Origin of the sequence: Caballeronia sordidicola, from assembly GCF_001544455.2 — a bacterium.
GTDB lineage: Bacteria > Pseudomonadota > Gammaproteobacteria > Burkholderiales > Burkholderiaceae > Caballeronia > Caballeronia sordidicola.
Window position 1 is genome coordinate 1 of sequence record NZ_FCOC02000021.1, and the last position, 24,980, is coordinate 24,980.

22 protein-coding genes and 1 pseudogene are annotated in these 24,980 nt (G+C 60.9%); 9 read left to right on the top strand and 14 right to left on the bottom strand.

Annotated features, from left to right (window positions below):
• Positions 1-82: 82 nt before the first annotated feature.
• Positions 83-1,405 (bottom strand): NAD(P)/FAD-dependent oxidoreductase, encoded by a 1,323-nt coding sequence (locus tag AWB64_RS24755; protein WP_060858084.1) that lies wholly within the window; start codon positions 1,403-1,405, stop codon positions 83-85.
• 152 nt (positions 1,406-1,557) lie between these two features.
• On the opposite strand from AWB64_RS24755, the gene AWB64_RS24760 reads away from it, so the two are divergent.
• Positions 1,558-2,463, top strand: a complete 906-nt coding sequence (locus tag AWB64_RS24760) for a LysR substrate-binding domain-containing protein (RefSeq protein WP_060858085.1) — start codon at positions 1,558-1,560, stop codon at positions 2,461-2,463.
• An 18-nt stretch (positions 2,464-2,481) separates the two neighbouring features.
• Here the strand turns inward: AWB64_RS24760 and maiA are convergent, their stop codons facing one another.
• The 3 genes from maiA to AWB64_RS24775 form a co-directional block, all read right to left on the bottom strand.
• Positions 2,482-3,144, bottom strand: a complete 663-nt coding sequence (gene maiA / locus AWB64_RS24765) for a maleylacetoacetate isomerase (protein WP_060858086.1) — start codon at positions 3,142-3,144, stop codon at positions 2,482-2,484.
• A 184-nt stretch (positions 3,145-3,328) separates the two neighbouring features.
• Positions 3,329-3,604 carry a hypothetical protein gene (locus AWB64_RS24770; RefSeq protein WP_060858087.1) on the bottom strand — a complete coding sequence of 92 codons (276 nt, stop codon included), beginning with the start codon at positions 3,602-3,604 and terminating at the stop codon, positions 3,329-3,331.
• Between the two features lie 186 nt (positions 3,605-3,790).
• Positions 3,791-5,209 carry an MATE family efflux transporter gene (locus AWB64_RS24775; RefSeq protein WP_244164199.1) on the bottom strand — a complete coding sequence of 473 codons (1,419 nt, stop codon included), beginning with the start codon at positions 5,207-5,209 and terminating at the stop codon, positions 3,791-3,793.
• Between the two features lie 374 nt (positions 5,210-5,583).
• Here AWB64_RS24775 and AWB64_RS24780 point away from each other — a divergent pair, with 374 nt between their 5' ends.
• Positions 5,584-5,979, top strand: a complete 396-nt coding sequence (locus tag AWB64_RS24780) for a DUF3597 domain-containing protein (protein WP_060858089.1) — start codon at positions 5,584-5,586, stop codon at positions 5,977-5,979.
• 95 nt (positions 5,980-6,074) lie between these two features.
• Here AWB64_RS24780 and AWB64_RS24785 read toward each other — a convergent pair whose 3' ends face one another.
• Genes AWB64_RS24785 through AWB64_RS24795 form a run of 3 tightly spaced genes read right to left on the bottom strand, consistent with a single transcriptional unit; the run spans position 6,075 to position 10,469 of the window.
• A complete protein-coding gene (locus AWB64_RS24785) occupies positions 6,075-7,193 on the bottom strand; it encodes a lipocalin-like domain-containing protein (protein ID WP_208603313.1) in 1,119 nt (372 codons plus the stop codon).
• Complete coding sequence (locus AWB64_RS24790; RefSeq protein ID WP_060858165.1) at positions 7,193-9,763, bottom strand: FtsX-like permease family protein; 2,571 nt, start codon at positions 9,761-9,763, stop codon at positions 7,193-7,195. Before AWB64_RS24790 ends, AWB64_RS24785 begins: the two co-directional genes overlap by 1 nt.
• Positions 9,756-10,469 carry an ABC transporter ATP-binding protein gene (locus AWB64_RS24795; protein WP_060858166.1) on the bottom strand — a complete coding sequence of 238 codons (714 nt, stop codon included), beginning with the start codon at positions 10,467-10,469 and terminating at the stop codon, positions 9,756-9,758. Before AWB64_RS24795 ends, AWB64_RS24790 begins: the two co-directional genes overlap by 8 nt.
• Positions 10,470-10,568: 99 nt before the next feature.
• On the opposite strand from AWB64_RS24795, the gene AWB64_RS24800 reads away from it, so the two are divergent.
• On the top strand, positions 10,569-10,838 hold the full coding sequence (locus AWB64_RS24800) for a DUF3253 domain-containing protein (protein WP_060858090.1): 270 nt from the start codon (positions 10,569-10,571) through the stop codon (positions 10,836-10,838).
• Between the two features lie 7 nt (positions 10,839-10,845).
• On the opposite strand, the gene AWB64_RS24805 is transcribed toward AWB64_RS24800, so the two are convergent.
• The 3 genes from AWB64_RS24805 to AWB64_RS24815 form a co-directional block, all read right to left on the bottom strand.
• Complete coding sequence (locus AWB64_RS24805) at positions 10,846-11,628, bottom strand: class I SAM-dependent methyltransferase (RefSeq protein WP_060858167.1); 783 nt, start codon at positions 11,626-11,628, stop codon at positions 10,846-10,848.
• An 82-nt stretch (positions 11,629-11,710) separates the two neighbouring features.
• Positions 11,711-13,096: an ATP-binding protein gene (locus AWB64_RS24810; RefSeq protein ID WP_060858091.1), complete on the bottom strand. Its 1,386-nt coding sequence runs from the start codon at positions 13,094-13,096 to the stop codon at positions 11,711-11,713.
• 33 nt (positions 13,097-13,129) lie between these two features.
• On the bottom strand, positions 13,130-13,849 hold the full coding sequence (locus AWB64_RS24815) for a response regulator (protein WP_060858168.1): 720 nt from the start codon (positions 13,847-13,849) through the stop codon (positions 13,130-13,132).
• Positions 13,850-14,125: 276 nt separating this feature from the next.
• Between AWB64_RS24815 and AWB64_RS24820 the strand changes: the two genes are divergently transcribed.
• A complete protein-coding gene (locus tag AWB64_RS24820; RefSeq protein WP_060858169.1) occupies positions 14,126-15,277 on the top strand; it encodes a porin in 1,152 nt (383 codons plus the stop codon).
• A 57-nt stretch (positions 15,278-15,334) separates the two neighbouring features.
• On the opposite strand, the gene AWB64_RS24825 is transcribed toward AWB64_RS24820, so the two are convergent.
• Positions 15,335-16,162 carry an IclR family transcriptional regulator gene (locus tag AWB64_RS24825; RefSeq protein ID WP_060858092.1) on the bottom strand — a complete coding sequence of 276 codons (828 nt, stop codon included), beginning with the start codon at positions 16,160-16,162 and terminating at the stop codon, positions 15,335-15,337.
• 301 nt (positions 16,163-16,463) lie between these two features.
• On the opposite strand from AWB64_RS24825, the gene AWB64_RS24830 reads away from it, so the two are divergent.
• On the top strand, positions 16,464-17,918 hold the full coding sequence (locus AWB64_RS24830) for an MFS transporter (protein WP_060858093.1): 1,455 nt from the start codon (positions 16,464-16,466) through the stop codon (positions 17,916-17,918).
• 51 nt (positions 17,919-17,969) lie between these two features.
• Here the strand turns inward: AWB64_RS24830 and AWB64_RS24835 are convergent, their stop codons facing one another.
• The gene (locus tag AWB64_RS24835) at positions 17,970-18,767 is read right to left on the bottom strand and encodes a polysaccharide deacetylase family protein (RefSeq protein ID WP_060858170.1); all 798 of its coding nucleotides are present in this window, start codon (positions 18,765-18,767) and stop codon (positions 17,970-17,972) included.
• A 29-nt stretch (positions 18,768-18,796) separates the two neighbouring features.
• Positions 18,797-19,891 carry a glycosyltransferase family 4 protein gene (locus tag AWB64_RS24840; protein WP_060858094.1) on the bottom strand — a complete coding sequence of 365 codons (1,095 nt, stop codon included), beginning with the start codon at positions 19,889-19,891 and terminating at the stop codon, positions 18,797-18,799.
• A gap of 583 nt (positions 19,892-20,474) precedes the next feature.
• Here AWB64_RS24840 and AWB64_RS24845 point away from each other — a divergent pair.
• Positions 20,475-21,248 (top strand): alpha/beta hydrolase, encoded by a 774-nt coding sequence (locus tag AWB64_RS24845; protein ID WP_208603314.1) that lies wholly within the window; start codon positions 20,475-20,477, stop codon positions 21,246-21,248.
• Positions 21,249-21,296: 48 nt separating this feature from the next.
• Positions 21,297-21,377, top strand: a pseudogene (locus AWB64_RS31695) (GNAT family N-acetyltransferase); the annotation flags it as partial.
• A 1,209-nt stretch (positions 21,378-22,586) separates the two neighbouring features.
• Here AWB64_RS31695 and AWB64_RS32390 read toward each other — a convergent pair.
• On the bottom strand, positions 22,587-22,808 hold the full coding sequence (locus AWB64_RS32390) for a hypothetical protein (protein ID WP_244164200.1): 222 nt from the start codon (positions 22,806-22,808) through the stop codon (positions 22,587-22,589).
• 43 nt (positions 22,809-22,851) lie between these two features.
• On the opposite strand from AWB64_RS32390, the gene AWB64_RS24850 reads away from it, so the two are divergent.
• Together AWB64_RS24850 and AWB64_RS24855 are read left to right on the top strand one after the other, a co-directional pair.
• Complete coding sequence (locus AWB64_RS24850) at positions 22,852-24,573, top strand: hypothetical protein (RefSeq protein WP_244164201.1); 1,722 nt, start codon at positions 22,852-22,854, stop codon at positions 24,571-24,573.
• A 149-nt stretch (positions 24,574-24,722) separates the two neighbouring features.
• Complete coding sequence (locus tag AWB64_RS24855) at positions 24,723-24,956, top strand: hypothetical protein (protein WP_157766693.1); 234 nt, start codon at positions 24,723-24,725, stop codon at positions 24,954-24,956.
• The last annotated feature ends 24 nt before the right edge of the window (positions 24,957-24,980 follow it).

Genomic DNA, 24,980 nt, shown 5'->3' on the forward strand with positions numbered 1-24,980 from the left:
CACTGAGTTGTTCATAGCTTTGTCCCATGCAACATATCCTATTTCAAAGGTGTTGCACTTGTACCTTGAAAACGCCCAGGGATCACGACAACGCGCCGCGCACACGGCCATTCCAGCAGTCGTCGAGTTGATAAAGCGCCGCGCCCACGGGCACGCTCAACGTGCTTGCAATGCCGCCGGGACTCAACGGGAACGGACCTTCGCCGAACGCGCCGGGAGCGGGCGCGAGGCCCAGCAAGGTGCTGGCAATGCGCTGCCCGAGATAGCTCATCAGCGCTACACCGTTGCCGTTGCAGCCGAGCGCGTAATGCACGCCTTCGTGCTGGCCGATGTGCGCGAGCTTGTCGCCTGTCATCGCGACATAACCTTTCCATGCATGCGTGATGCGCACGTCGCGTAACGCGGGCCAGAGTTCGGCCATTTTCGCGTGCAGGATGCGGGCGGCTTCGCGCTCGCCGATTTCCCTGAACGATGGCCGCGAGCCGAACAGCATGCGGGTTCCATCGGGCGATGGCCGCGTATAAAAGAGGTTGCGCTTCGAGTCGCTGATCATGCGGCGGCCGGGGTTCAATATGTCCATCAGGCCGGGCGGCAATGGTTCCGTTGCTATCTGATAACTCGCGACGGGCAGCACGCGCCGCGAGAAGAACGGCGTCAGGCGGCTCGTATAGCCGTTGGTCGCGACCAGTACGTGATTTGCGTTTATCTTGCCGCGCGCCGTGTGAACGACGAATCGCGAGCCGACTTTTTCAATGCGCTCGACCGCCGCGTGCGAGTGCAGGGTCGCACCGCGTTGTCTTGCAAGTTCGCGCAGCGCACGATGATATTTCGCCGTATGCAGGCCGCCGTATTCATCGACGAGAATGCCGCCGTAGTAATAATCCGATCCCACCACCGCGCGCTGTTCCGCACGCGAAACCACATGCACCGTCACGCCGGTTTTCTCGCGCAAGAGTTCGCCTTGTTCGCGCAATCGCTCGAAATGGCCGGGCGTGAACGCACCGAAAAAGCGGCCGGTGATCTGCAGGTCGGCATCGAGCGATTCACGCGCGATCAGCCGTTTCAGATAATCGAAACTCGCCATGGATTCGGCCATCAGGCGGCCGAGCCGTTCCGCCGATACCCCGCGAATCGCGTTCGTCAGCGCAAGCTTCTGCCCGCTCGACACCATGCCGCCGCTGCGCGTGCTGCCGCCCGCGCCAATCTCGGCGGCGTCCAGGACGGCGACCGCCGCGCCGTGTTGCGCCGCTTCCGCCGCCGCCGATAACCCGCAATACCCGCTGCCGACAATCGCCACGTCCACGGTCGAAGGCAGCGCCACGCGCGCGGTTTCCGGTGGCGCTGCGTCCCACCAGTACGGCGCGACGCGAAAGTCATCGTGGAAAAGCAGTGAGTCGGCTCGCATGGATCTCGCAAACGAATGACGGGCGGCTTTCAGTCTAGAAGCGGCTTCATCATCCGGTCAAATACGGACAAAAACGGCTGCCATTCATTTTTGATATGGCAAGCTGGACATCGTGACAATCGTGACCACTTTGGAAGCGCAAAAGAACGCCCATGAACCAGAGACAGATCGAGGCATTCAGGCTCGTCATGCTGCGCGGGTCGATGACAGCCGCGGCCGAAGAACTTGGCACGTCGCAACCGAGCATCAGCCGGCTGATATCGGAGCTGGAAACATCGACAGGACTCGCGCTTTTCACGCGCAACGGCGGCCGGATTCAAGCCACCGACGCGGGCAGCGCGTTTTATCGCGAAGTGGACCGGAGCTTTGTCGGGATCGAGAAGCTTGCGCATTCGGCGCGCGAAATCCGGCAGTTCGGTAGCGGCCGCCTGCGGCTGGTCGCGGCGCCCGTGGTGGCGTTGTCGTTCATGCCGCTCGTGATCGAGCGCTTCCTGGCCGCGTATCCGCGCATTGCGATATCGCTGGAAATGAGGAGCGAAGGCACGATCCAGCGATGGGCGTCATCGGCATATTGCGACGTGGGTTTCGCGACCACCACGCCGGACGCCTTCGGCGTGACGAGCGCGGAGTTGTACCGGCTGCCGGGCGTGTGCGCGCTGCCCGCGAGCCATCCGCTCGCGGCGCGCGAACGCATCCACGCGCGCGACCTGAAAGACGAACGCCTGATCCTGCCGTCCTATGCCGACGACACCCGTTCGGCGCTTGACCGTGCGTTGCGGCAGGCCGGCGTGAAGCAGGTGCCGACCATCGAGACGCCGTACGGCGCGACCATTTGCGCAATGGTCGCTCGAGGTTTGGGCGTGGGCGTGGTGAACCCGCTCGCCATGTTCGATACCAATCCCGCTCGCATCGTGTTCCGGCCTTTCTCGCCTGACGTGATGTTTCGCGGCTTCACCGTCTGCCCGCAGTTGCAGCATCCGAATCCGCTGGTGAGCGCGTTCCTCGAACTCGCGCGCGAGACCATGACGCTCGAAGCGCTGCGCCTGCAAGCCGCCTGACCTGTGCGGTCCGGTCGATCAGACCGGCGCGCCCGCCTGCTTTTTCGGGTCCGCCTTCATGAACGCAGGATGCTGGTCGCAGACGCTCATGATCCTGTCGATAGTCGGGATATCCGGGACCGTGATCTTGAACACGCGCGTGACGGCGACAATGCTCGCGAGGCAGATATCGGCCAGTGTGGGTTGATTGCCGTGACAATAAACGCCCGTCTCCGACGACCCGGCAAGCCGCGCCTCGATTGCCGCCAGGCCTGTGCCCAGCCACTTGATTTGCCACGCGCGCCACGCGGCGTCGTCGAATCCGCCGGTTGTCTGCAGATACTTTTTCACGCGCGGCACGACCATGGGATGGGTATCGGCGGCGCACATCGATGCAATGGAGCGCACGCGGGCACGGCCGTACAGGTCGTTGGGCAACAAGGGCGGCGAGGGCTGAAGTTCATCGAGGAACTCGAGGATCGCGAGCGATTGCGTGAGCGGCTCGTGTCCTTCTTGCACGAGCGCGGGAATCGATCCGAGCGGACTGACCTTCAAAAATGCGTCGCTGCGTTGTTCGCCGGCGTCGAGATCGATGTTCTGTTCGTGCGCGCTCAGGCCTTTCAGGTTGAGCGCGACGCGCACGCGAAACGCGGCGGACGAGCGCCAGAATGCGAAGAGTTCGAATTGCGCTTGTTCGGGCATGTCGTGTTTCCTTTCGGGTGGGTTGCATCGGAGAAGAAGGCTGGAGCCATTGACTTTATACGATGCACGAAACGACGCACGAAAGCGGTTGAGGCTTGAAAACGGCAATGCCCGGCGAACGTTCGTTCGCCGGGCATTGAAGTGGGTCTTACGTTTTGCAGATACTGCGCGTTTATCAGACGGCTCAGTTATGCGAGTAGATCGAGCGGGTATCGTTTATCTGAACGCGTTTTCCCGATTCCGTGTTCGTGCTTTTCACGCCGCCGTAAGCGCGGGAATCCGCATTTTGGGCTGCGTTCTGCGCAGCAATGGTTTGCGCGCTTTGACCGCGTTGCGAATCGGGTGCGCCGACCAGCGGGTTGTACGATGGCGCCGGGCCATAACCGCTGCTTGCAAAAGCGGGTGCTGCAACGGCCGCGGAAACCGCGATCAACAACGATGCAATAAGGGTCTTGTTCATGATGTGCTCCGATGCGTGTCAGGTACTTCGTCCATGAGGTACGCAGCGGAATTGCTCAGTGAGCTGCGTCGATGGAAATCAGTATATGCGAGCACTATCGAAATATTGTTCCGATAGAGCCGATAACTGAATCCGCCGACGACGAATAATCGGAGCGTGATTTTGACTTGTGCCAACGCCCAGGCGTCAGCGTCCTTGCACGGGAAGTTCTTTCAATTCGACGTCCGGTGCGACCGTATTGCCGACCGCTGCGCCCGGGACACTGATTGAGGATTGCTCCAGCCGGTTGCTGTCCTTGCGCGCCATGGCCGCGCAATCGCCCATGGGCAGGCGTTTCACGACCAGAAACGCGACGAACATCGCCATGGTGCCGAAGACCGCATTGCTCAGGGCTATGCCGATCAATACGCCGATAGGCCCATATCGCGAGCCGGCCGCGACGAAAGGCAACGTGCCGAGCGTCGCGCGTCCCCAGTTGAACAGCGTCGACAACAACGGCCGGTCCAGATTGTTGAACGTCGCGTTCGCCACGAACAGACAACCGACGAACGCATAACTCGCAACCAGCCAGGAACAAAAGACGCGGATGATCATGGCGGTGTCGCCGCGTGCGGAAAACGCGCGGATCAGGCCGTTCTGGACCAGCGCGAGCACGAGCCACGCCACCGCGACCGTCAGCAGCACGAACACGAGGCTATTGCGGATCGTCTCGCGAATCCGGTCCGCGCGGCCCGCGCCGAGATTCTGCGCAATGATCGGCCCCACCGCGCCGGTGAGCGCGAAGATCAGCGCAAAGGCCACGGGCGTGATCCGGTCGACGGTCGCCTGGCCCGCGACCGCCGCCGCGCCGAAGCGGGCCATTGCATGCGTGACATAAGCGCTTGCAACAGGCGTGGCGAGATTGGTCGCCACGGCGGGCAGCGCCACTTTCATGACCGGCTGGCTGTTCGCCCATAGCCGTGAAAGACGCACGGGGCCGATCAGGTTGTTGACCCGCATTGCGCCGTGCAAGCCGACTGCCGCGAGCGCGAGACGCGCAATATCGTTCGATATCGCCGCGCCCGTCAGCCCGAGGTGAAAGCCGAATATGAGGATCGGATCGAGCAGGGCGGTCACGACCGCCGCCGTGAGCGTGACGGCCATTGCGCGCCGCGCATCGCCGACAGAGCGCATCAGCGCGGCCGTGCACATGCCGATTGCAAGGAACACATACGTGGGCGCGGTGATCATCAGGAAGCTGCGCGCGAGCGTACGGGTCTCGCCGGCCGCGCCGAGCGCACTGAGGATGGGATCGAGGAACAACAGCGTCGCCGCGCTCAGCACGAGCGTGACGCCGATCATCAATACAAGGCTGGCGGATGCCACCTGCCGCGCTTTCATGCGCTGGCCGGCGCCGAGAAGCCGCGCGACGGTGGCGCTCACGCCTATGGTCATGCCGATGGAAATTGCCGTGTGAAAAAAGTTGATCGTGCCGGCGAAACCGACCGCGGCGGCAATGGCGGTGTCGCCGAGAAGGGAGATGTAGAAAAGGTTGGCGAGATCGACGGCGAACACCGCCATCAGTCCGATAGCGCCCGTGCCCGCCATCACGACGACGTGGCGCAAGGTCGAACCATGTACGAACCGGGCAGACGAGTGGGAAGAGGCGTGCCCGGATGAGCGTGCGGGGTCAGCCTGTCGTCTGGATGTCATGGCAAGGCGCGCAGTTGCAGTGCGCGAATCATCGCATGGATGATGCGCGATTCGTGGTGATACCCGCGTGACGATTTCGTTGCAAGGGCCAAAATCAAGGTGCATGCCGTTACATGGAAAGACGTTTTTTCACATGCCGATGGCGCTTGAATGCATTCATGCTCGCCTACAATGTCCCTGCAGCCGCCCCCGCTTGCACTCCTTAACGTTTCAAGGAATGCCGCTTGCGGCAGGCTGCGTGAAGCCGCAATCATGTTGCTTCCAACGTCGAATAAGGGATACACATCATGAGCATCTTCGGCACGATCCTGAGCAAGATTTTCCCGTCGAGTCACCCCGCCGTCGCGGCGCCCGCACCCGTCGCGGCACCGGGCACGCCGGCCGCAGCAGCGCCTGCCCCCGCACCTGAAGTCGCCGCAGCGCCGCCGGTCGATGTGGAAGCAGTACTGACCGACCTGCAATCCAAAACATCGGAACAATTGAACTGGAAGACATCGATTGTCGACCTGATGAAGCTGCTGGGTCTCGACAGCAGCCTTGCCGCGCGCAAGGAACTCGCTGGCGAACTGCATTTCCCGGGCGACACGAACGATTCGGCATCCATGAACATCTGGTTGCACAAGGCCGTCATGAACCAGCTCGCTGCCAACGGCGGAAAAGTGCCGGATAGTTTGAAGAACTGAGGATTGTGCTTTTGACTCAGGCGCTTTTAATCAGGCGCTGCGCTTGTAACCGCACGCGAATGCGTGCGGTTGTTTCACGCGACTGGATTTCGTAACTACCGCGCGAGTTTCAACGCCTTGTTGTAGCCGGTAAGTTCAAGATACCCGCGGCCAACGTTCTTGTTGTCGCGGCTCACCGATACCGCACCTTCCCAATACACCGCGCCCGTGGACTGGCTGGAATCGAGTTCCTGATCGTCCATTAACGGATCGAGCCGCCACGTCATATCGCCGGTTCTTACCGTCTCCGTTACCGGATAAGCCGTCCCCGTGCGAGGCGATCGCCACGTGCGAAGCGGCGTGAAGTCAACCTGCTTGCCTTCGAACGAACTCACACGGCCTTGAGCGTCGCGAAGCGTCGCGTGTGTCCAGACCGCGTTGCCGTCGCGGCCGCGAACCTTGAACGCCATCAGCGCCGAGCCGTCCGCGAGGTTCGCGCCGAGCCAGTCCCAGCCGAGTGCGTCGGCGCTGAGCACGGTACTCGACCATTCATGATCGAGCCACGCGGAACCTGCGACCGTTGTATCGAGTGCGGGTTTTTCATTCGAGGCGGAAGCGCGCGTAACCTTGCCGCTCACGCGCAATTGCGGCTCGCTGTAGTAATAGCTTGCTTGCGCGGGCAACGGACCTTTGCGCGAGTAGCCGTTATCGCCCTGCAACAGCGGCGTTCCGCTTGGCGTCAGCGTGAGATTCAACGTGAAATCGTTGGCTTTTACCGTCACCGTGTAATGGCCGTCGGCTGCGCGAACCAGTTGCCATGCATCAAGCTTGACTTCGGTGTTTCCCGTCTTCGCGTAAGCGAGACCGAAACCTTGCCGCGCGATTTTTTGATCGTGCGCGAGTCGTCCCAAGGAAGGATCGCTGAGCGCGGCGTGCGCGATGATCAACTGCGACGGCGCGAACGCGCTGGGATCGGCGGGATTGTGGCCGGTCGCCGAGCGAAAGAAGGTGATCTGGAAACCGAGCGGTTTGCCATCGGGCTGATTCAGCCAGCCCGTTGCGTACCACCATTCAGTGCGAAACGCCGGATGCGCGCCCGTGTCTTGCGGGAACGCGAGCCGGTGGCCGGGCTCGACGGTTGCAAACTCTCCAGCAGAATCGGCTGCCATCGAAGGCGCGGTTGTCACGGCGCACAGGCATAGCGTGAAGGCCAGCAGCCGCTTGAGGACGCGCATTACCAGTCCTCCTTGACGGCCCGGACCGCATCGAGCGATATCGCCTTGCGGCCTGCGACTACGGCCGTCGCGCACGATGCAACCAGCATCACCGCCGCGACCGTGCCGAGCACGGACCATGGAATGTGCATCGACATGCTCCAGTGGAACGACTGAGGATTGACGACAAACACGAGGATCAGGCTGATCGCCCAGCCAAGAACGAAGCCCACGGCAATGCCGAGCGCGGTCAGCATGCCGCCCTCCGCGGCGAGTATGGCGAGCACCTGGCGGCGCGTGACGCCCACGTGCCGCAACATGCCGAATTCGCGTGCGCGTGCGAGCGTCTGCGCGGAAAACGTCGCGGCGACGCCGAATAAACCACTCACGATCGCCACGGCCTCGAGCAGATAGGTGACCGCGAAACTGCGGTCGAAAATGGTCAGCGTCTTCGCGCGGATCTCGCCGGGCTGGGCAAATTCCAGCGCCGGGCCGAAGGGCAGTTTGCGCAATCCCGCTATGACTTCATTAACGCTTGTGCCGCGTTGAATGCTCACGGCGACATCGGTTGCGCCCGTATCGCCGGTGAGTCTGCGGTAGTCCGCAAGCCGCAACTGGATGGCACCGGTCTGCCGCACGTAATCGCGCCAGACACCCGCCACGACGAAGTTCGATTCATGCGCGCCGACCGACAGCCGGACCCGTTCGCCCAGCCGATACCCATACAAGTCGACCATTGCCTCCGATACCCATATCGGCGTCTCGCCTTCATGCACGGAACTCATCGGCAGGACGGGGCCGGTCATCTGGAGCGTTGCGCCCGGATCGTTTGCATCGATCTCGCGTGCAAGCAGTGCAATGGCCGGCCGCGCGGGATCGAGCGTCAGGTGCGAGGTGCGCGTGAACGCGGCGGTCTTGATGCCGGGCACGGCCGCGAGCGCCGCTTGTTCGGCAGGCGCGAGACTCCCGGTATCGCCGTTTGGCGTGACGCGCACGTACAGGTCGGCGCTCAAAAGATGCGTGAGCCATTCGTCCACGGACACGCGAAAGCTCGCCACCATGATGGCCATGGCCACGATCAGCGCGAAGCTCGACAAAACGCCGCCCATGGCGATGGACGCCTGTCCTGGCGCATTGGCGAGCCGGGCGAGCGCGAGTGTCGCGGCGGCGTTCGTGCGGCGTTTCGCGCGCCATTGGCTGAGCGCGGTGAATACGATCGCGGTGCATCGCGGCATCAATGCAATGCCGCCGATCAGCAGCAGCGCGACGGCCAGATAGCCGAGGACGGGGACATCGAAGAGCGGCGGCAACAGTGTCAGCACCAATGCGACGGCGATGCAGCCCAGCGCGGGCCACGGCGTCGCGAGTTTTGCTAGCGCGCCTTCCTCGCTGCCGGCCTTGAGCGCTGCCGCCGGACGTGCGCGCGCCGCTTCGAGCGCCGGAACCAGACTGCCCAGCACCGACACGCCGATACCCAACGCCAGAAAAACCGTCGTTGCAACCGGTTCGAAACTCACATGTGGCTGGACGCCGGGAAAGTAGCCGCCGCCCAGGTCGCTGCCGAAAAATCGCAGCGCGATGCTGGACAGCGCATATCCCAGCGCGAGCCCGAGCACGGAGCCGATCACCCCGAGCAATGCGCCTTCCATCAGGATCTGCCGAAGCAATTGAGCACGCGTCACGCCCACCACGCGCAGCATGGCGAATTGCGAACGCCGGCGCACGACAGCCAGCGCTTGCGTCGAAAAGACGAGGAACGCGCCGGTAAAAAGCGCGACCAGCGCAAGCACGTTCATGTTGATCCGGTACGCGCGCGAAAGCCGGTCGGTACGGTTTTCGTCGTCGCGGGTTTCGGCCACCACAAGCTGATTGCCAAGCCGCGCTTGAAGCCGCCGTTTGAAGCTTTCGCGATCCATGCCGCGTTCAAGCTGAAGATCGACGCGCGACACTTTTCCTTGCAGATTAAAGCGCCACTGCGCGGCGGCGATATCCATGATCGCGATGCGTTGCCCCGGCCGCGTCCTTACGATCCCGCCGGCTACGCGAAACTCGAGCGTCGATGTGCCGCTGCGTAACGCGACGTGAGCGCCCGGCGCTGCCTTGAGCCACGTTTGCGCGGCCGGCGAGAGGAAGATTGCGTCGCTGGAAAGCGAATCGAGCGGGCGCTGCGCGGAAGGCACGCCGATCAGTTCGGGCGCAATGCGGCTCGCCCGGAACACATCGATGCCGAGCACTTTCAGCGCGGCCGTTTCGCCGGGCACGGTGACATCGAGGTCGAGGACGGGACTCGCGAGCGCCACGCCGGGTTCGCGGGCGAGACGCGGATACCAGGTTTCATCGAACGTGGGTTGCGCGCCGCGCACTTGCAGGTCTGCCTGGCCGGAAAGGCTCCTGGCCGCCGCCGAGAACTCGTTGAACGCCGCGCTATTGATCAACTGGACCGCATAACCGAGCGCCACGCCAAGCGCTATTGTGGCAATGGCAACCACGGCGCGGGCGGGATGACTGCGCCATTCAGCGCCCAGCAGCCAGCGCGCAAGCAGCCGGCTTCCCGCAATGCGTCCAGCGGGCGGCGTTGCGCGATCATTCATTGGCGGTGCGCGCGAGGCGGTCTGCCTGCCTTGCGCCATGCAGGCCGCCATTGCTCAGGATCAGGATGCGGTCGGCGCTCGCGGCGGCCGCCGTTGAATGCGTGACCATGATCGCCGCCGCGCCATTCGCCTTGATCTCGGCGCGAAACAGGCCCAGCACTTCGTGCGCGGTATCGGGGTCGAGGTTGCCGGTGGGTTCGTCGGCGAGAATCAGGCTCGGACGATGCACAAGCGCGCGCGCAATCGCAACGCGCTGCAACTCGCCGCCGGACAGTTGACGCGGGAAGTCCTTGCCGCGTCCGCCGAGACCCACGGCGGCCAGCATGTCCAGCGCGCGCGAGGGCGGCGTGTTATTGAGCAGCAGCGGCAGTGCGACATTTTGCGCCAGCGTGAGGTGCGGCAGCACATGAAACGCCTGGAAGACAAAGCCCAGTTTTTGTCGACGCAAACGCGTGGCGGCATCGTCGTCGAGCTGGGAGATTGGCGCCCCGTCGATCAGCACTTCGCCGCTGTCCGCCGAATCGAGACCCGCGATCAGGTTGAGCAACGTCGACTTGCCGACGCCCGAATCGCCCATGATTGCCACGAACTCGCCGGGATCGAGCGAGAAATCCAGATTTGCCAGCACGATGCTGCCGGTGCCGTAAGCCTTGCTCAAGCCCCGGCATTCGAGCGCGGGCGGGGTGTCATTATTGCTGATGGTCATTTGGAACAGATTGGCGCCGGTATGAACTGTGCTGCGGACCATTACTGTGACAGAGAACGGCCGCGCGCGTACGGCCGCGGTTTCCCTTGGCTTATGCCCATGGACGATACGACCATCGAACGTTGCATGATGAAGCTGCTTGCCGAGCGTGACGCCGGGTCGTCCATTTGCCCATCGGACGTGGCGCGCGCGCTTGCCGCCGATGAAGACGCGTGGCGCGCCTTGATGCCCGCCGTGCGCAAGGTCGCGGCGCGGCTTGCCGAAGCGGGCGTCGTGCGCATCACGCGCGGCGAAGATACGCTTTCAGCCGGTGAGATCGACCATGGTCCGATCAGGCTGCGCCGAGGGCGCGGGTTCGTGGCGCAATAAGCTTGCGTCAGCCGATTTTCCGCGCTGAAAACGCGGCGGTTTCATAGGGAACCGTCACCACGTCATGGCCAGCAAGCTCCGGCTCCAACGCAATCAGCGCAGTGATTTCCCGCTCGATGTTCGCACGTTCGTCGGCCCCTAACGCGGCGACAAAACTCATCGAGCGCACGCGATCAAGGATCACGCCGTTGGGCGAACCGGTGTGGCCGTGCTTGAAATGATGTTCCTCGAACGGTCCCAGTCCGCTGAACGGAAATGCGGAGCGCCACGCGCCGGTGTAATAGCGCGGCGTGTCGCCTTCCACGCGATTCACGATTGCATCGAGCTTTGCAACCCAGGGAACGCGTGCATCGCGCAGATTCCAGATCAGGCCGAGTGTGCCACCCGGTTTCAATACGCGATGAATCTCCGCCAATGCCGCATGCGTCGCGAACCAATGAAACGACTGCGCGCACACGACGGCGTCCACGGATGCATCGGGTAACGGAATGGCGTCGGCGGAGCCCATGCGGGCATCGACTTGAGGGAGAGTTGCGATCAGTTTTTCGAGCATGCCCGCAACCGGTTCGATGGCGATGACGTGCGCGCCGGTTTCGATCAGGCGCGGCGTGAATTTCCCCGTTCCCGCGCCGAGATCGACCACCGTTTTTCCCGCTTCGAGTCCTAGCTGGTCATGCAGCCATCCCGCGACTTCCGCCGGATAGTCCGGCCGCCCGCGCGCGTAAGTGCCCGCCGTGTTTGCGTAGCCGCCTGCCGCGGTGTGATGTACGCCGTGAATTCCTGTGCTCATGTTTGCTTCCGCCGTGGTGATCCGTGCCGTTCGATGTCTTCCGGCGGACAGCATAGTCAATCGCGCCATGATTTCACAGCTTTTAACCGCGCGGCAGGCTCAAGACGGCGTCGAGTCCGCGCGCTGGGCGGTTGCGAAGTACGAGCGTTCCGCCATGCGCCATCGCAATGCTCTTCGCAATGGTCAACCCGAGTCCCGAGCCGTGTGTCTTGCCCGGCTGCGCCCTGAAATAAGGCTCGAACACGCGCTCCAGCATGTCCTTGCCTTCAATGCCCGGGCCTTCGTCGCTGATGATGATGCTCACGCTCTCGCGCTCATCCTGAACACGCACCGACGCGCTGCCGCCGTGGCGGATCGCGTTATCGAGCAGGTTCTGCAGGCAACGTTTCAGGTTGCGCGGATAGCCGCTGACCGGAGCGCCCGCATGACCTTCGAGTGCGACCTTCGCCCCCGTTTCGGCGAGGTCGTCGCAGAGTCCGCCGAGCATGGAATCGATATCGATCTGATGGCGCGGCTCCGTGATCTCCACGCCCTGCACGAAGTCGAGCGTGGTGTGCACCATGGCGTCCATCTCGTCGAGGTCCGCGCTCAGGCGCTCGCGCGAGGCCGCGTCGGACAGCATCTCCGTGCGCAAGCGCAGCCGCGTGAGCGGCGAGCGCAAGTCGTGCGAAATGGACGCAAGCAGGCGCGTGCGTTCCTCGATACTGCGGATCAACTGCTGCTGCATGGCGTTGAACGACTGCGCAGCGACGCGCACTTCGCGCGGTCCCGAAAGCTCCAGCGACGGCCTGTACACATTCTTGCCCAAGGCCTCGGCGGCAACCGCCAGCCGGCGCAAAGGCTGCACCGCAATGCGCACGGCGACCAGCGCGAACAGCAGCGCGGCGACGAAACGGATCGCATAGATGCGCAGCAGGTATTCGATCACGAGCGCGCGCGGTTCGCTTTGTCTGCCGGCTTGCCCTTCTTGCCCGGTGACATCGAGCCAAGCGCCGCCCGGCGTCTGCACCTGCACATGAAAGTCGCCAGATGGCATGCGGGAGTCGAACAGGCTGAAGATTCCGCGATGCCGGCCCGAATCATCGATTAGTTCGGCATCCATAAGATGCAGCGGAGCTTGCCGATGCAGCCGCCGCGCGAGTACGTCGCCAAGCAGGTTTTCCACCGTGCGCTGTGCAACAGAAGGGGCTTTGGCGACGCCGGGGCCGTCGATCCATCGAAGCGTGTAATGGTCGTCGCCGAGTTGCGCGGCCAATTCGCGACGCGCTGCGTCGTCGGGAGCATCCTGCATGAGGCGCAGCGTATCGGCGAGACGGCTCGCGAAGATCCGCGAAGGAATTTCCAGCGTGCGGTGGTCGTGTGTCTCGAACCAGATCGTGCTGGTCAGCAACTGTCCGCCGAACATGCCGATCACAAGGATCAACGCGAGGCGTCCGAACAGCGCGTCGGGCCAGAGTCGCAGTTTCATGCGGGGTTTTTCATGCTTGTGATTGGCCGTGGCTCATTCATGAGACTCATGCACCACGTTCGCCGTCAGCATGTAACCCTCGTGACGCACGGTGCGGATCAGTTTCGGCTGGCGGGCAGTGTCCTTCAGGTGCTGGCGCAAGCGGCTGATGCAAACATCGATAGACCGGTCGAGCGGCGTCCCTTCCTTGCCGAATACTTCATCGAGCAAATAGTCGCGCGATAGCGGCCGGTTGGGATTGTCGAGCAGCGTTCGCAACGTGCGGTAGTCCGAACCGCCGAGCGTGATCATCACGCCTTCGGGCGACAGCATCTGCTTCGTGGCTGTGTCGAGCCGCCAGCCCGCGAAGCTCACACGAGCCGATGGTTCCGTCGCGCGCAGAGCAGGGGCGCTGCGCGTGCGGCGCAATACGCTCCTGATTTTCGCCAGCAGTTCGCGCGGATCGAATGGCTTGGGCAGGTAGTCGTCGGCGCCCATCTCCAGCCCGATGATCCGGTCGAGCAGGGCGCCGCGCGCGCTCAGCATGATGATCGGCACCGTATTGCGCCGGCGCAGGTCCCGCGCGACATCGAGCCCGTCTTCTCCGGCAAGCGTGAGGTCGAGCACGATCATGTCGATGCGCGACGTGCCGATGATCTGCTTCATCTGCGCGCTGCCCGCTGCAACGAAGACGCCATATCCCATGCTTTGAAGATAGTCGCGCAACAAGTCGCGGATGTTCGGGTCGTCGTCGACTACGAGTATGTGGTCCATCTGTTCGGGTACGTTCAGGCGCAAAAGGAGCGGGCGACTGGAGCGCGTCGGGCGCGAGCACAAGCGGTTTGCGCGCTCGCCGAGAGCCAACACATTCCATTACAAATGGCCGTGGTTTCAACACATCGCCATTACATTTCGCCACTAAAGTGATGCCGCGTAATGACATTGATTCGCATTTATCACGTGGTTATCAACTATAACATGACGATTTTCGGACCTTCCTTGCGCCTCTCTCCCTTATCGATTTCACGCTCGCGCGCCATGGTACGGGCGATGCGGCCAGGTCTCTCCCACGCATGTGTTGCAGCGCTTCTCGCGGCCGGCCTGGGCAGTCAGGCAGCGCATGCGCAATCGAGCGTCACGCTTTACGGCGTGATCGATGCAAGCCTGGTTTATACAAACAATGCGCAGGGCCACTCGGACATTCAGGCCGCGAGCGGATCGGTAACCGGCAGTCATTGGGGCTTGCTTGGGCGCGAGGACCTGGGCGCGGGCAACCAGGCGATCTTCCAGATAGAAAACGGCTTCAGCATCATGAACGGCACCCTGCGCCAGGGTGGCCGCGAGTTCGGTTACCAGTCTTACGTGGGCTTGAGCAACAACCGCCTGGGCACCGTGACTGTCGGACGCCAGTACGATTCGATCGTCGATTACGTTGCGCCGCTGAGTTTCACCGGACGCCATCCCGGCGGCAACAATCTTTCTCCGCATCCCTACGATAACGACAACCTGAACAATTCGTTCCGTGTCGATAACGCCGTGAAATTTGCGAGCGTGCCGTATGCTGGCCTGAAGTTCGGCGCGCTTTACGGGTTCTCGAATGAAGCAGGCGGTTTTGACGACAACCGCCTCTACAGCGCGGGTGCATCGTATGAAACCGGTCCGTTCACGCTCGCCGCGGGTTACCTGCAGGCGAACAATCCCGGCGTGGGAACCGGCGGCGCCATCACGCTGACCGACCGCACATTCATCGCTTCCTTGCAGCGGACTTACGGCGCGGGTCTCAACTATACGATCGGCGCGGGCAGAGTCGGCTTCGTCTGGACGCGCACTCAACTCGGCGGCCTGGCGACCATCAACGGTGCGAACAGTCTGGGTCTCAAGCAGAACGGGCAGGGCGCGAGCTTCAACAATTTCGAGGCCAATGCGAGTTATCTGCTGACGCCATCGGTCGCTCTTAACGGCGCATACACCTATACGAAAGGCGTGATATCGAACGCCACAGGCGAGCATGAACCGGCATGGCAGGATGTATCGGTGCAGGCCGATTATCTCCTCTCCAAGCGTACTGACGTCTATATCCAGGCGACGTACCAACACATTGCCAGCGATGGCTCGGGATTGACCGCTGACGTCAGCGGGCAATCTCCATCGACGAAGAACGAGCAGGTGGTGGTCGCGGCGGGACTGCGGCACCGGTTCTAGATTGAAAGCGGTGAAAGTAACCGGGCGATAGACCCGGCCCTGTAGTTCCCGGTGAGCCTAGCGTGATCCAGGACCCATGCCTTCGGCAATGGCGCGGCACGCTTCCTTCAGAGGCGCAATGTAGGTGGCAAGCGGTGACCCGCTTTTTCTATAGAGGGGAATGCTGATGCTCACGCACGCGAGCGGCTCGCCGTTCGTGCCGAGAATCGCGCTGCCATAGCAGAAGATCTGCTCTTCGTTTTCTTCGCGGTCTTCCGAATAGCCACGGGCTTGCGTCTCATCCAGTTCCGCGTCGAGCGCGGAGCGATCCACGATGGTGTTCGGCGTAAAGCGTTCGAAGCGCAGCGGCGCGAGCAACGCGTCGCGTTCTTCGCGCTTGAGCGCTGACAAATAGGCCTTGCCCACCGAACTCGAATAGAGCGTGACGCGGGTGCCGATGCGCGACGCCATGCGCACGGCGTGAGGGCTTTCGAGTTTTTCTATGTAGACCATTTCGGAACCGCTTCGCACGGCGAGATGCACGGTTTCCTGGGTTGCATCGCGCAATACCTGAAGCGGCTCGCTTGCGGCCACACGCAAGTCCGATCGCTCCCAGCTACGGCTCGCCAGCGACAACAGCCGCGGCCCAAGTGAATATGTGCCGCCATGGGGGCTTTCAACAACGAGACCTTCTGCAACCAGCGCGCCGACAATCCGGTAAACGGTTGGCCGCGGATAACCCGCGAGCGCGGTGAGTTGCGCGATGCCTGGAGGTGTTTGCGCATCGGCGATGCATTGAAGGACCGCCAGGAACTTCGAGAATGCGGCGGTGCCGGTCGGCTTGGCGTCTTCCGGAACGTTGGGCGTAGCCAGCGGATCGATGGCGTTCGGGGATGGTTTTGGCATGGCTTCGAAAGAACTGGACGGCCCGCGGGCGAATGAAGAATGAAGAACGCGCGCGGCGGTGCGGACGATTATAGCGGAGCGACTTTCGGCTCATCGGGTGGCGTTCTTTAAAGGCAAACCCGCGTAGCGTGTTCCAGCAAGCCTTCCGGAGCCGGATGACACATGGCTTTGCGATACGTAATAATGCGGTGCGCGCACGTGAGCCTGCCCGAGCCGATGCGCGGTACTTTGATCGTCAACTATCACGTGTCGCGAAGGCGGCGCGGCGGCCAATATCGCGCCGCACAACCCGGGGTTCCAGATGAGCAACAACGCGTTGCCTGCACCATCCGCCGTTCGCTGGCTGCCGTATATTGTGGCGGCAACATTCTTCATGGAATATCTCGACACGACAGTCATTGCAACGGCATTGCCGCAAATGGCCCGGTCATTCGGCGTCGGGCCCAATGCATTGAGCCTCGGCATGACCGCCTACATGCTCGCGCTGGCAATCTTCATTCCGGTGAGCGGCTGGGTTGCGGATCGCTTCGGATCACGCACGGTATTCTTCGGCGCGATTGTTGTTTTTATCGTGGCTTCGGTGCTGTGCGGCATGTCGAACTCCGTCGCCGAGTTCACCGCAGCACGCGTACTGCAGGGCGCGGGCGGCGCGATGATGGTTCCGGTCGGCCGGCTGATCGTAGTGCGAAGTACCGAGAAAAGCCGCCTCATGCAGGCCATCTCGACCATTACGTGGCCCGCGATCGTGGCGCCGGTCGTCGGTCCACCGGTCGGCGGCTTTATTACCACTTACGCATCGTGGCGCTGGATCTTCCTGCTTAACGTCCCGTTCGGCCTGTGCGCGCTGGCCGCCGTCGCCATGCTCGTGCCGAACCTGAAAGGCACCGAGCGCAAGCCGCTGGATGTGGTTGGCCTCGTGCTGAGCGGCGCCGCGTTGACGGCTGTGCTGTATGGCGCGGAACTCGCCAGCCAGCCTGCCAGCAACCCGTGGCTCGCGGGCGGGATCGTTCTTGCTGGTTTTGTGATCGGCTTCATTGCCGTTCGCCACGCAGCGGATCACCCGCATCCGTTGATCGATTTCTCGACGCTCAAGATTCCAACCTATTCGGTAACGGTTCTGACGGGGTCGATCACGCGTATCGGCATTGGCGCGGTACCTTACCTGATGCCGTTGCTGTTTCAGATCGGCTTCGGGCTTTCCGCGTTCAAGTCCGGGCTGTTGTTGCTTGCGAGTGCGGTGGGCAACCTGGGCATGAAGGCGCTGACAACGCGAATCCTGCGACGCTACGGGTTCAAGAACGTATCTATTGTCGCGGTCGCAACCGCCGGCATCTTTACGATCGCGTGCGGCGTTCTCACGCCTGACTCGCCGCTCGCGTGGGTCCTGCTTGTGGTGTTCGTATACGGCGTTGCGCGTTCCATGCAGTTTTCCCTGCTTGCCACGCTGGCTTACGCCGACGTGGGCGCGCCTCAGATGAGCGCCGCAAGCACCCTGTGGAGCGCGGCAGCGCAGATGACCATCGGGCTGGGGATTGCCTGCGGCGCGGTGGCGCTGCGCGCGGCGGCCGCGATCAATGGCGAAACCACAGGCGCCGAGGGCCTGCATTTTTCACTCGATGACTTCAGGCTCGCGTTCCTCTTTGCTGGCATCCTGACGCTGGTCTCCATCTGGGGATACTTGAAGGTTGCGCGCGATGCAGGGCAAAGCGTGGGCGGTGGATCGATGCGTCAGGGGGCATCGCAGAAAGGCAATTGACGCGGCCGCGTACCCGATTCATCAGCGGCTGCGTCACATGGCGCGTGCGTATCAGCGCTTGAGTTTCAGATAGGCGCGGCTCAACCACGGCCGGCTGTGCACCCACAGTCTGGATGCGAGCCACGACGCTGGCCTGTCACGCACTTCGAGTCTATAGATGGAGTGCTCGCCGGCAGCGTTCTTGTTGCCGACGTTCGGCGCCATCTCGCACGTATAGAAGTGCTTGAATCCCGCTTCGCGTGCAATTCGCCGATAGTCGTCGTCGTAGAAACCTTGCGGCCAGCACAGGTGATCCGATACCTCGCCCAGACGAGTCCTGAATGCCGCGCGCGCATCGAGAAGATCGCGTCTGAGTCCCGCGCATTTTTCTTCCTGATTACGGGCGACCTTGTCCCACCGCACGTGACCATGCGTGTGGCTGTGAAATTCAAAGGTCCCTGCACGACGCATTGCCTCGATTTCAGACCATCGCAGAATGGTGCGATCAGCTTCGCCACCTTCTATGGCCAAATCTCCTTCACGATGCCCCAGCAGCTCGGGTAACGCGCCGCCCGTGCGCGCGTTCGGCCGCGGCACGCCTTCGCCCGGCCAGCTCGTCACCACAAAGCACAAGGCAGTGAAACCGTGCTCTTGCAGGATCGGGTGCGCGTGGACCCAATTGTCGAGATAACCATCGTCGAAAGTTAGAACCACGGATTTCGGCGGCAGCGGCTCTCCCGCGAGGAATGCGCCCAGGCGCGCCGCGCCCACGGTGTTGTAGCCCGCTCGCGCGAGGTACGCCATCTGCGCTGCAAAATGAGCAGGCGAAACCGTGATCATTCCCGGCGACGTGCTGATGTGGTGATACATCAGCACGGGCACCGCTCGCGCCCGCTGCGTCACGCGTTGGGCCGGCGTTCGCGAATGCCGCGCCGGTAGAAGTCGATGGTTTCGTCGGCCATGCCGTCGACCGTGAAGCTCGCATCCGTGAGAAGGCGGCCCGCCACGCCGAGCTGCACCCGCAGCCGCGGGTGATCGATAAGACGTGCTATTGCCGCCCGCAACGCCGGGATGTCGTGGGGCGCCACGAGCAGGCCGTTCACGCCGTGGGTGATCAATTCGGGCACGCCATCCACGTCCGTGCCAATGACCGGCAAGCCCGCGGCCATGGCTTCTATATACGACTGGCCCAACGCTTCCTGGTGCGTGGGCAGCACGAAAAAGTCGCAGCCTCGCAGCACGTTTGGAATGTCGGTGCGAAACCCCAGCAGATGAATACGCTCTGAAAGGCCCATACCATCGACGATATTCTTGATCTTGCCGAACCATGGGCCATCGCCCGCCATCACGACGTGCAAATGTGGGCGCTCGGCGAGCATCGGGCGGACCGCATCGATGAGATCTTCGTGGCCTTTCTTGTCGCGCACGATTGCGACCATGCCGGCGATGATCGCGTTCGCACCGAGTCCCAGCTCCGCGCGCAAGGTGGAATGCGACAGCGCTTCGGGCCTGACGATGCCGTCGTAAATGGTTTCGACACGGCCTTTCGCCACGCCGGCGGAGATCAGATATTCACGCACATGCCGGCTCACGGCAATCACGCGATGCGGTATCCATGTATAGGTCGCGAGCGAACTGATCGGCAAGGCGAGATGACGTGTGCGCACGACCAGAGGTGTACCAGCAAGACGGCCGGCGGTGCCGGCCACAATGCTGTCATGACCGCTATGCGTATTGAGCACGTCGAATCTTCGGCGCGAAAGCAGTGACTTGATGGTCAGCATCGACTTCACGTCCGCGCCGCCTTTCATGCGTGCGTGATGAACGGCGAAGCCTTCTGCTTTGGCGCGTACGCCCAGCCGTGCTTCCTTGGGACAGACCACCTCGACCGTGTGTCCTCGCGTGCGCAAGATGATCATTTCCTTGAGCGTTCTATGCTCCTGGCCGCCCCATCCCGTGGATGACTCGCTGTGTAGTACGCGTAATGCCTTCATGGTCCGCTTTCCCGCTTTTTGCAGTATGTAACTGAGCTGTATTGGACGGTAATATATAGTAATAATCCGTTCAATTTACGTCTGTTGTTGAAAAAAATAAACCGATGAAGGCGTCAGGAAAACGCCGGCGCGCCGGATAGCTGGAAATGAGAGGAGGCTGCGGAACGCCCGAGGAGAAAGGCTCTTCAGGCAACAACGTGGACAAAAAGAAGGCAAACGTTTGCGCTATGAATTGGAATTGCAGCTAACTAGGCGTTCACTACAAAAATGAGCGTTTCGTGATCTCAACCGAGCTGGAAATAGCGGGTTAGTTTGGACTGGAAATCAATTTCCTGAGAATAACGAAGTGGTTAAAAACTATCGGCTTGGTTCCACGTCACATACGCTGTACATATGACGGATGCGTAAAAAATATATTGTACATTTGAATCCGGGCTTCATATCCTACGGGCCCGGCTCACGCCCCGACCATCAGACGGTCCTTCAAGTGCCCAAGGAGGGGTCAATGCTTCGACATCGCTACGCGTGCGTTTTTCTGACGACGATGTGCTGTCTATCTATAACTCCCGCGATAGCCCGCAACATGTTCCCTGATCGCACGCTATCGATAAACATCAGGACCGACGACGCGCCTCAAGGTGGAAACGGCGTTGTAAGCGACTTGCCGTTGCAGGATGGCAGCTTTCAACGTGTGTTGTATCTGCCGCCGGCGCGCAATCTCAACGGCTTGATGATCATGTTTGCAGGAGGCACGGGAGAACTGGATATTGGCAAGAACGGATCCATAAGGAATGCGAATAACTTCGTAGTGCGTTCAAGTGATCTCTGGCGTGATCGGGGATATGGCGTATTGCTGGTCGACGCTCTAGATCATCGTTCCCTGCGAGGGCAGCGAAGCAGCGGCGCTTATGCCGAAGTCACCGCAAAGATCATTGCGTTCGCGCATGAGATCAGCCGCGCCCCGTTGTGGGTGTTGGGCACGAGCCAGGGGTCCATTGCGGCAATGAATGCCGCGTCGCATGCAGGAAAGGGTGATATTGCAGGCTTGATCCTGACGGAGTCGGTGTCCATTCTTGGCGGCTCTCATGAAACCGTGTTCTACGCGCATCCCGAAGACGTTCATGTTCCTTCGCTGATCGTCGCGAACGACAACGATCAATGCAAGGTCGCGCCGCCGTCCATGGCAGACGCAATCGCGCAGTCCATCCGCCACGCGCGCGCTTCCGTGTTGAAAGTGAAAGGCGGAGTCCAGCGCTCGCAGGATGGCTGTGGATCGCTATCGCCGCATGGTTATTACGGCATGGAAGAACAAGTCGTCGACGGCATTGTCCGCTGGATGAAAAACACGCGGGGCTAGCTGTCGGTAAAGCTGGCTTGAGGGTCACTGCGGTTCGCTTGATAAGTCATGAGCGCAGTGCGCGTGCAATTCACAACCGACGAACTTAACGAGAAATCACGGGCAGCCATTTTGCGAATCGGTGCGAGACACAATTTATTCTCCGTCGCTTGATTCACGCTTAACTAAAACCAATTTAATATTCATACGAAATCATCGTATCAGTATTATTTACTCTGAATATTAACAAAAAGTAACTTCATACTATTTAAGTTCAGTTAAACAATGAAAGCTGCGTTGATTTTGTTTCAAAGGAGAATAAAATTCTCAGGTGTGGCTTTCTCGGGGAAAGACGCAATGCAGCATGTGAGGACTGAGGAACTATTACTTATTTCCAACTCTTTCCGTCGCGTTACACGGATGAAACGTTTTTTTGCGAATATAATTCGTCTGCCTCGATTGATCTGTAAGTAATACCTGCCGTCACTGTGGAACGTCCGTGAACGCAGAAGGAATTACGTTCGCACTGATGCGCGCGGTCACGGACGGTTTTGTCGTTTGAAGCCTCAACAGCTGGCCGGGAAAGCTGCTTTGAACCGGCATGACACGTCGTTTGATGCCGGAGCGGCCTGTGTATGCGTTCGGGACGGTACCGCTTTGATGACTCGATAAAACGTGTATCGATCGATCAATCAGGGGTTCTAATTTTTTGTGCGGATGCTCCGGCCGTTGTGTTTTCCGGATGCAAGTGGTTGAGATGTGTTGCGGCCTTTGCGGCTTCTTGTGCATCAAGCTTTAGTGGTTAGCGATGTGTCGCATGAATCCATTCGACGTTTTCGTTTATTTAGGATGACATAGGATTTATGCGTTTACTGATATCGGCGCAATGACGTGGCTTGCTTGCCATGTCAATTTCAATGGCAGTGCATTGAAGGGTTTCTGTTGTATCAGCAATGAACGCGATCACCGCGTTTTCGGCTTCACCTCTTTCAGTACCTCAACAACGCATATGCTGGACGGCTTAGATCGATCTTGCTGACTCCTCGGGGAAACCTGCTTTTAGCGACAAATACGGATAATGATGAGATATTTAAGACTACTTCCGGTTGCAGCCGCAACAATGATGGCGGCGTTTGGTGTCCAGAACGCGCACGCGCAAGCCAGCATCACGGTATCTGGAACGCAATACAAGTTGTGCGGGCAGGAAAATGACAACTGCACGTTCTCGGGAACAGGATCCGTGGTATTTGGCGCAGTTCCGCCTAATGCGCCGTCCAGCATGTTGACGAGCCCTCGCACCTTCAGCAATGGAGTGGGATGCTATGTAGGAGCGGTCTCGCAATCGGATCCTGCTTACGGTTATGGCAAGTCTTGCTGGGTCAGCCTGGCTGCGGCCAGCACGCCGCCGGCAACGACGCCCGCCGCCGCGCCGGCACCCTCCGCGCCCGCGCCTGCTCCCACACCTCCCACAGCAACCACACCCGTAGTGGCGACGCCCGCACCCACGACGCCCGCAACTACATCGCCGGCCACGTCCACACCGGCTACGTCGACCCCGACGCCGACTACGTCTGCGATCACATGCGGCTCGCCGGCGCAAACAGCAGGCGGCACATCCAACGGATTGATCAGCGCCGATACGCCGACGACCGACGGACTGCGTATATTCCAGAACAACGCACCATTCAAGCTCGCCATCACGACAAACTCGCCGGCAGCGGATACGGTTGTATGGTCCGTTGCGGACTCGAATGGCTCGATCAAGACGCAGGGTAGTTTCCCGGTCAAGGCCGGTGCGCAGACGAACACCATTTCGTGCGCGTCGACATGGTCCGGCTATGGCGCGCTTACCGCGACGCTGCAATCCCATGGGGGCACGTTGCCGAGCAGCGGCACGCGTCCAATGGGCATCGCTACATTCGGCGTGTTGCCGAACCTGAGCTCGGTGCTCGGCACGGTCACGTATGCGCATCAGGATCAGCACCGGTTTGGCATGCAAGGCTTTAATGGCAATATTGCCGCGTTGCACGCACTGGGTATTTCGTGGACTATCGACGACCGCCAGGTATCGGCAATGGAACCGAATGGTCCGGACACCTATACGCCGAGCGTCAATGATCTCGACCCGTTCTACAAAGCCAATCCCGATCAGATGCGCATTGTGCGTCTCGACGGACTGCCTGCGTGGGATTCGAAGACGGGCCAGTTCAACGACAGTTACTACGCTCCGTCGAACATGCCGGAGTTCCAGCGGTTCATGGCCAAGGTTGGTACGGATACCAGCCTGATCCGTGCGGCAAACTATCCGAATCAGCAAAAGAACTACTATCAGGTGACGTGGGAGCCGAGCCTTGGCTGGGCAGACAGCGACGCCAACTTCGTGGCCATGTACAAGGCTGCTTATGAAAGCATTCACTCGACCGATCCGAATGCCGTGGTGATGGGCACGGGTAATCCGTTCGCGGCAAATTGCGACACCTGCACGACGGGCTATCTGAAGAAATTCGGCGCTCTGGGGCTGTGGAATTACATCGATGCGGTGTCGACCCATGGCTACTGGAACGCTGGAACCTATCCGGCGCATCCGCCTGAGTTGCAGGACTCGGATCCGAATCCCGCGAACCAGGCCAACGCGCTCGACAATCAGATGACGCAGTTGCGCGCGGTCATGCAGGCAGGCAAGCCCAACATGAAGCTGTTCTTCACCGAAGCCGGCACGAGCTACGATCCGGGTCTCAACTACGGACCCACAGTGCCGTCGGCGAACCAGTTGTTCGCTCATGCCGCAGTCGGCGTGCGTGCTCACATCATCACGCTGGGCGGCGGGGCGCAGGTCACCACGCTGTTCTTCGGTCCCGACTATCCGGGCGAAGTGGGATACGGTTCGTTCTTCGACCTGAACAACGCACAGGGTTCATTTGGTGCAACGAACCTGTCGCCGAAGCCTGAAGCAATGGCATTCGCCGCGATGACGCGAGCACTGGACGGCACGAACACGCTAGGCCGCGTCAACGGCACGCCGTCGGGCACTTTTGCCTATGCGTTCCAGCAGCTCGGCAATGGCAAGATCGTGACCGCGGCGTGGGCGCATAGCAACGCGCAATGGCCGGCAAGCGGTGGCCAGTACAGCCAGACCTATTCGACGGGTTATTCGCTGCAAGTCGACAATGCGGGAACGTCGGGCAATGTGACCAAGATAGATGGCTACGGCAACGTGAGCACGGTTCCCTATACCGATGGCAAAGCGACGCTGACATTGACCGAGGTTCCGCAATACATCGTGTCCAGTAATGCGACGGTTGCCAAGGCTAACTCCACGGTGCCAGTGGGATATACGGGGCAATAGGAAGCAAAGCAGTTGTTAGCCGTGGAAGTTGCGCGCGAAAGCTTTCGACGCGCCGCCAGCGAGAGTGGCAGCGCGTGAAGAAAGCCTCGAATGCCTCGTGGATAAAACACGAGGCATTTTTTATTTAACCAATGAAGGAACGGCTCGCCATGAAAAAGGCCCTGGATCTCTTGGGCAGATCCAGGGCCGACCGCGAAGAGACAAGGAGAGGAGTGATCTCCACGGTAAAAGATGTGAAGGAGTTTGGCACCACCCGCAGGCATCACCTTAATCAAAACATCGCTGGGGATAAATATGCCTGCCGCGAATTGATTCTTCTGATGCCACGAACAATCGGAGATCTGTTTTCCGAAGCGCCGTGTATGTCGTGTGTCACGCAATGACCGTGTATTCATGCGGCATTGTCC